Here is a 5852-nt window from a genome sequence, read left to right on the forward strand (position 1 = left end):
CGCTCTTTCAACTCCTTCGGACTTCGATGAACTGAAGCGTAACCGCTGCCGAAAACTGCGTAACTCTTTGTTTACCAAGGAGTTTTCCGTTTCGACTGCGCCGGAAGTGGGGCGAATTATAGACGTCCAGAATCTGCCGTCAACACCTATTTTCATAAATCTGTCATATCAGTCAAAACCCCCCGAAAACACGAAGGCCGGTCCACCGCTATATAGAGGTGGATCGGCCTTCTGCCCTTCTACTTACAAGCTAGGGAATGCGAACTGCGAGGCTTCATGGCTTGCACGTTGTGGCCAGCGCTGAGTAATTGCCTTGCGACGGGTATAGAAACGCACACCATCCGGGCCATACGCATGCAGGTCACCAAACAGTGAACGCTTCCAGCCGCCAAAGCTGTGGTAAGCCACTGGAACCGGCAGCGGAACGTTGACCCCAACCATGCCGACTTCGATCTCGTCGCAGAACAACCGCGCCGCCTCACCATCACGGGTGAAGATGCAGGTGCCGTTGCCATACTCGTGATCGTTGATCAGTTGCATAGCCTCTTCCAGGCTATTGACCCGAACGACACACAGCACCGGCCCGAAGATCTCTTCTTTATAGATACGCATCTCTGGCGTGACGTTATCGAACAGGCAACCACCCAGGAAGAAGCCTTCCTCATGACCGGCAACGCTCAGACCACGACCATCGACGACCAGCGAAGCGCCAGAGGAAACACCGTCTTCTATATAACCACTGACCTTGTCGCGAGCCTGACCGGAAACCAGTGGCCCCATGTCCAGGCCACACGAAGTGCCGGCACCGATTTTCAGCGCCTTGATTTGCGGAACCAGCTTGGCCACCAGCGCATCCGCGACTTGATCACCAACGCACACGGCTACCGAGATCGCCATGCAGCGCTCGCCACAAGAACCGTAAGCCGCGCCCATCAGTGCGCTGACTGCGTTATCCAGATCCGCATCCGGCATCAATACTGCGTGGTTCTTCGCCCCGCCCAATGCCTGGACGCGTTTGCCGCGCTTGGTGCCTTCGGCATAGATGTATTCGGCAATCGGTGTCGAACCGACGAAGCTCAGTGCCTTGACTTCAGGCGCTTCAATCAACGCATCGACCRCAGCCTTGTCACCGTGAACCACGCTCAACACGCCTTTCGGCAGGCCGGCTTCGAGCAAGAGCTGAGCGATCAGCAACGTCGAACTTGGGTCACGCTCGGACGGTTTGAGGATAAAGCAGTTACCGCAGACGATCGCCAGCGGATACATCCACAGCGGCACCATCGCCGGGAAGTTGAACGGCGTGATACCGGCCACTACGCCCAATGGCTGGAAGTCCGACCAGGCATCGATGTTCGGGCCGACATTACGGCTGTACTCGCCCTTGAGGATTTCCGGTGCCGCACAGGCGAACTCGACGTTTTCGATACCGCGCTTCAATTCACCCGCGGCGTCTTCCAGCGTCTTGCCGTGTTCTTCGCTGATCAGTTGAGCGATACGCGCTTCATTCTGCTCCAGCAATTGCTTGAATCGGAACATCACCTGGGCGCGTTTGGCCGGTGGTGTGTTGCGCCAGGCCGGAAATGCAGCCTTGGCCGAGTCGATGGCGTTTTGAATGGTTTCACGGCTGGCCAACGGCACTTTATGGATTGGCTGACCGGTAGACGGGTTGAACACGTCAGCAGTGCGAGCGTTATCGGTTACCAGTTCGCCATTGATCAAATGCGGGATGAGGCTCATGCGGGGCTCCTGAAAAATTGTCCACGGACGCGCATCGCTGCGCGTCCGTTGTTCGTTCTTATATGGAAGGGCTAATCAGTCGATCTTGTTCAGCACTTCGCCGACCGCATCGAACAGACGATCAAGATCCTGCGGCTTGCTGTTGAAGGTTGGGCCGAACTGCAGGGTGTCGCCGCCGAAGCGCACATAGAAACCCGCCTTCCACAGCGCCATGCCCGCCTCGAATGGACGCACGATAGCGTCGCCATCGCGCGCAGCGATCTGGATCGCACCGGCCAGGCCGTAGTTACGGATGTCGATGACGTTCTTCGAACCTTTCAGACCGTGCAGCGCATTCTCGAAATGCGGCGCGACTTCGGCCACGCTCTGCACCAGGTTTTCCYTTTGCAGCAGGTCGAGTGCCGCCAGGCCGGCAGCGCAGGCCACTGGGTGCGCCGAATAGGTGTAACCGTGCGGGAATTCCACCGCGTATTCCGGCGTCGCCTGGTTCATGAAGGTCTGGTAGATCTCCGAACTGGCGATCACCGCGCCCATCGGGATGGCGCCATTGGTAACCTGCTTGGCAATGCACATCAGGTCCGGAGTCACGCCGAAGCTGTCAGCGCCGAACATCGAACCGGTACGACCGAAGCCGGTGATGACTTCGTCGAATACCAGCAGGATGTTGTGCTGATCACAGATTTCGCGCAGACGCTTCAGATACCCCTGAGGCGGAACCAGTACACCTGCAGAACCGGCCAGAGGCTCGACGAACACTGCCGCGATGTTCGAGGCGTCGTGCAGTTCGATCAGTTTGAGCAGCTCTTCGGCCAGGGCAATACCGCCCTCTTTCGGCATGCCACGGGAATAGGCATTACTGGCCAGCAGGGTGTGCGGCAGGTGGTCGACGTCCATCATCGCCTGACCAAACAGCTTACGGTTGCCGTTCACGCCGCCCAGACTGGTGCCGGCGATGTTCACCCCGTGGTAACCACGGGCACGACCGATCATTTTGGTCTTGGTCGACTGACCTTTCAGACGCCAGTAAGCGCGGACCATCTTCACGGCTGTATCGGCGCACTCGGAACCGGAGTCAGTGAAGAACACGTGATTCAGATTGCCCGGGGTCAGCTCGGTGATTTTCTCGGCGAGCTGGAACGATAGCGGGTGACCGTACTGGAAGCCCGGCGAGTAATCGAGGGTGCCCAACTGCTTGGCCACCGCTTCCTGGATTTCCTTGCGGGTATGCCCTGCGCCGCAGGTCCACAGACCCGACAGCGAGTCATAGACTTTGCGGCCCTTGTCGTCGATCAAGTAGCTGCCTTCAGCGGCAACGATCAGACGCGGGTCGCGCTGGAAATTGCGGTTGGCGGTGTACGGCATCCAGTGGGCATCGAGCTTGAGTTGGCTGGCCAGGGAGACCGGAGCGTTTTCAGGCACGTTCATGAGCAAAACCTCGCAGGGCAATAAGCGGCGTAGGGATTAACAGCGTTCTTGCAGCTAAGTTGCCACGACGATAAAGTCGGTGAAATCCAACTCTTCTAACCTTCAGTCAGGCAATCACTAAACTATGAGCAGCCGCCGACCCGACCCACTGGCACAAGTCAGTGACTTTGATATCCGCCTGCTGCGGATCTTTCGCAGCGTGGTCGAGTGCGGCGGCTTCTCCGCGGCAGAAAGTGTGCTCGGGATTGGACGCTCGGCCATCAGCCAGCAAATGAGCGATCTTGAACAACGACTGGGTCTGCGCCTGTGTCAGCGTGGTCGAGCCGGGTTCTCGCTGACCGAAGAGGGCCGCGAGGTCTATCAATCGGCGTTGCAGCTGTTAAGCGCGCTCGAAAGTTTTCGCACCGAGGTCAACGGCCTGCATCAACACTTGCGCGGTGAATTGACCATCGGCCTGACCGACAACCTCGTCACCCTGCCCCACATGCGTATCACCCACGCACTGGCGCAGTTGAAAGAGCGTGGGCCGGACGTGCAGATTCAGATCCGCATGATCGCGCCCAATGAAGTCGAACAAGGCGTGCTTGATGGGCGCTTGCATGTCGGCGTGGTACCGCAGGCCAGCGCCTTGTCGGGTCTTGAGTATCAGCCGCTGTACAGCGAGCGTTCGCTGCTTTACTGCGCGGTCGGCCATCCACTGTTTTACGTCGACGATAAACAGCTGGACGATGAACGCCTGAATAGTCAGGACGCGATCGCCCCGACCTTCCGTTTACCGGCCGAGATCCAGGCGCATTATCAGGCGCTCAATTGCACCGCCAGCGCATCGGACCGCGAGGGCATGGCGTTTCTGATTCTGACCGGGCGCTACATCGGTTACCTACCAGACCACTACGCCAACCTGTGGGTGCAGCAAGGTCGCTTGCGCGCGCTCAAACCCGGCGCACGGTTTTATGACCTGAGCCTGGCATCGGTGACACGCAAGGGGCGGCGCCCGCATTTGGTACTGGAAAGCTTCCTGGAAAGCCTTGCAGCGACTCGATAATCCGCATGAAAGGCCCAGCGTTGACGCTTTTATAGCGACAAGGCTTGTCGGATTCCGGTGGGTGCGCTATCAACGCACGGTGCCCCCACTGACCAGCTCGGAACCGCCCATGACCTTTGAAGTCCCAGCCCACGCAGGTAAGCCTGCCAGCCGCATTCGTCAGAAGAACGAAGAGGCGATCCTCAAAGCCGCCGAAATCGAATTCGCTCGTCACGGTTTCAAGGGCACCAGCATGAACACCATCGCGCAAAATGCCGGGCTGCCCAAAGCCAATCTGCATTACTACTTCACCAACAAGCTCGGACTGTACATCGGGGTGTTGAGCAACATCATCCAGTTGTGGGACAGCACCTTTAACACCCTTACTGCCGAAGATGACCCCGCCGAAGCGCTGACCCGCTACATACGCGCCAAGATGGAGTTCTCCCGCCGCCAGCCACAAGCCTCGCGGGTGTTCGCCATGGAAGTCATCAGCGGCGGAGAATGCCTGACCGAGTACTTCAATCAGGATTACCGCGCCTGGTTCAAGGGCCGCGCGGACGTGTTTCAGGCCTGGATCGATGCCGGCAAGATGGACCCCGTAGACCCGGTGAACCTGATCTTCCTGTTATGGGGTAGCACCCAGCATTACGCCGATTTCGCCACGCAAATCTGCCGCGTCACTGGCCGTACCAAGCTGACCAAACAGGACATGGAAGATGCCGGCGATAACCTGATCCGCATAATCCTTAAAGGCTGCGGCCTCACTCCAGCCATTTAAGACGCTCAGCCATGCCTTTTACCCTTGCAGGCCTTTGCGAATACCGCGAAGAAATTCGCAAAAGCCGCTTCATCGCCCTCGCGGCACCGATCACCAGTGCTGCCGAGGCGCAGGCGTTCATCGAGCAGCACAGCGACCTGAATGCTTCACACAATTGCTGGGCCTGGAAACTCGCCGATCAGTACCGCAGCAGTGACGACGGCGAACCGGGCGGCACTGCTGGCCGGCCGATACTCGCGGCGATCGAAGCGCAGGATTGCGATCAGGTCGCGGTCGTGGTGATTCGCTGGTACGGCGGCATTCAGCTGGGCACCGGCGGCCTCGCCCGGGCCTACGGCGGCAGCGCCAATAAATGCCTGCAAGGCGCCGAGCGGATTGCCCTGATCAGCCGGGTGCCGATCCGTTGTGCCTGCAGCTTCAGCGAACTGGTGCTGGTCAAACTGCGCGTGGCCGAGCTGGGCGGGTTGGTGGTGGAAGAAACCTTCACCGCCAATGGTGTGGAACTGCAACTGGCCATCGGTGAGACGCAGATTGATACCTTGCAGCGTCAACTGGCGGATGTGAGTCGCGGGCGGATTGTGTTGCAGCGCTGAAAAACAGGCTGCGATCTTTTGGGGCATTGGCGCCATGCCAACATTTCCGATACTTGCCCACAACCGCTGTGCACCCGGCTGTGGATAACCTGAGCACACAGCGCTGCAACCCTTCCGCCACGTGGCTTTGCGGGCGTTGATCACTTTTCGTTCAATTGGCCATCCACGGGTTCAATTCCACCGCAAAACAAACAGTTAGAGCGGTATATCACCATTAGAAGAAAGCCTTACAGTGCTTATGCCCGGGTTTCTGGCTTGCGCACAAATACTGTGGAGCAACCTGTGGATAACC

Annotated in this window: 5 protein-coding genes; 3 read left to right on the forward strand and 2 right to left on the reverse strand. The window is 58.5% G+C overall.

Annotated elements, in window-relative coordinates; genetic code table 11:
• Positions 1–243 precede the first annotated feature (243 nt).
• Both AC1DH9_RS20155 and aptA read right to left on the reverse strand, forming a co-directional pair.
• A complete protein-coding gene (locus AC1DH9_RS20155) occupies positions 244–1737 on the reverse strand; it encodes a CoA-acylating methylmalonate-semialdehyde dehydrogenase (RefSeq protein ID WP_477808655.1) in 1494 nt (497 codons plus the stop codon).
• A 75-nt stretch (positions 1738–1812) separates the two neighbouring features.
• Entirely contained in the window at positions 1813–3162 is a 1350-nt protein-coding gene (aptA, locus tag AC1DH9_RS20160) for an omega-aminotransferase AptA (protein WP_477808656.1), read from the reverse strand.
• Positions 3163–3286: 124 nt separating this feature from the next.
• On the opposite strand from aptA, the gene AC1DH9_RS20165 reads away from it, so the two are divergent.
• The 3 genes from AC1DH9_RS20165 (at position 3287) to AC1DH9_RS20175 (ending at position 5560) form a co-directional block, all read left to right on the forward strand.
• Positions 3287–4207: a LysR family transcriptional regulator gene (locus AC1DH9_RS20165; RefSeq protein WP_427542234.1), complete on the forward strand. Its 921-nt coding sequence runs from the start codon at positions 3287–3289 to the stop codon at positions 4205–4207.
• A gap of 109 nt (positions 4208–4316) precedes the next feature.
• Positions 4317–4967: a TetR/AcrR family transcriptional regulator gene (locus tag AC1DH9_RS20170; RefSeq protein ID WP_427542237.1), complete on the forward strand. Its 651-nt coding sequence runs from the start codon at positions 4317–4319 to the stop codon at positions 4965–4967.
• 11 nt (positions 4968–4978) lie between these two features.
• The gene (locus AC1DH9_RS20175; RefSeq protein ID WP_427542240.1) at positions 4979–5560 is read left to right on the forward strand and encodes an IMPACT family protein; all 582 of its coding nucleotides are present in this window, start codon (positions 4979–4981) and stop codon (positions 5558–5560) included.
• Positions 5561–5852 lie beyond the last annotated feature (292 nt).

The sequence above is a fragment of the Pseudomonas sp. 05T35 genome, assembly GCF_056396605.1.